The sequence below is a fragment of the Streptomyces sp. NPDC002889 genome (genome assembly GCF_042888425.1).
In the GTDB taxonomy this organism is placed as follows: domain Bacteria; phylum Actinomycetota; class Actinomycetes; order Streptomycetales; family Streptomycetaceae; genus Streptomyces.
On the sequence record NZ_JBIAPT010000089.1, the window covers coordinates 1 to 1,287 of the forward strand.

General features: G+C 65.9%; 2 protein-coding genes. Both read right to left on the reverse strand.

Features of this window, described 5'->3' with window-relative positions:
* Nucleotides 1-60: 60 nt before the first annotated feature.
* Nucleotides 61-588, reverse strand: coding sequence for an IS630 family transposase (locus tag ACFYWI_RS38505; protein ID WP_389240857.1), 528 nt, complete (start codon nucleotides 586-588; stop codon nucleotides 61-63).
* A complete protein-coding gene (locus ACFYWI_RS38510) occupies nucleotides 519-1,121 on the reverse strand; it encodes a transposase (protein WP_389240859.1) in 603 nt (200 codons plus the stop codon). The genes ACFYWI_RS38505 and ACFYWI_RS38510 overlap by 70 nt, the downstream gene beginning before the upstream one ends.
* Nucleotides 1,122-1,287: the final 166 nt, after the last annotated feature.

The window sequence follows — 1,287 nt, forward strand, 5'->3', positions numbered from 1 at the left end:
GTCAGCCCGCCGCCCTGTGGATACCGCATGCCCCGGTGATACCGCACGAGCGACGAGCCGTCAGCCCATACGACTCCACGAGTTCAACCTCAGTAGTTGTATAGCTTGTTCGATCTCGGCCGGTCCGGCGAAGGAGTGGCCTGCCAGGGCTGCCTTGCGGAAGATGCGCCACCAGCCTTCCTGGAGGTTCAGCCAGCAGGCACCGACCGGGACGAACACGTGCCGGATCCGCGGGTGCTCCTCGAGCCAGGTCCGGGTGGAGACGCTGTTGTGTGACGACAGGTTGTCGGTGATCACGTAGATGTCGCCGGTGGGGTTCGCATCCTCCAGTTTCTGTAGAAACTGCTGGTAGAAGGCGCTGTTGCGGGACGAGGCGGTCATCGTGACCTCCTGCCCGTCGGCTATGCGCAGGGCGCCGTAGACCCAGGTCTTCTCCGGCCCGCGGCCGTAATCGAGCTCGTTCTTGATGCGGTGTCCGTCCGGCGACCAGCCCGGCGCCGGCGGAAAAGTGCGAGGGATCACCGGTCCGAGCTCGTCGGCGCAGACGACCGTCGCACCGTCGGGCGGGCAGGTGTAGAGGCCGATGATCCGCGTCCTTTTCCCTCGAAGTCCGGGTCCTTCGAGCGTGTCCAGGAACGGGTGCGGCGCCAACGCACTCCTTCAGCCAGCAGGATTCTGCGGACCTGGGACCGGCCCATTTCGATCCCTATGGCCTGGGCTTGTCGGGCCAGTGCATCCAGCGTCCACTCCGGAGGCCCCGCAGTGTCCTCTGCGACGAGTTCGCCATCGGCCTGCATGGTCACTCGCCCCGGTGGTGGCCGCTTGACCAGGCCGATGATTCTCGAGCGCTCGGCCTCGGTGATCCGCCGCCTGCGGCCCTGGCCACCCAGATCCTCCAGACCTTCCAGACCGATCCGGTTGAAGCGGTGCAGCCAGCACCGCACCGTCTTTTGACTGCAGCCCAACTCAGCGGCGATCGCCGGCACCCGCATCCCCTGCCAGCTCAACTCGATCATGCGGGCCCGCATCACCAGATCCCTCGGCGCCTTCCGTGCCCGCGCCAGCTTGCAGACCACCGCCTGCTCATTCTCGTCACGGCTCAGCCGTGCCCGTAACACCATGTGCAGCCCGCCCCCGAGTACGCGAACCACCCCGCCACCAGCATCTGTACCCACCGAAAGCGGAATCCAGCACTAGGAGTTGTCGTCAAAGTGTCACGCCCACATCAGCAGCGAGGCGAGGGTTACGGCTGCCTGGTAGGACTCGGCGGTTTTGTCGTAGCGGGTC

What these genes read in the sequence shown, in the direction of transcription:
- ACFYWI_RS38510 (WP_389240859.1), bottom strand. Translation starts at nt 1,121, where the DNA reads ATGGTGTTACGGGCACGGCTGAGCCGTGACGAGAATGAGCAGGCGGTG.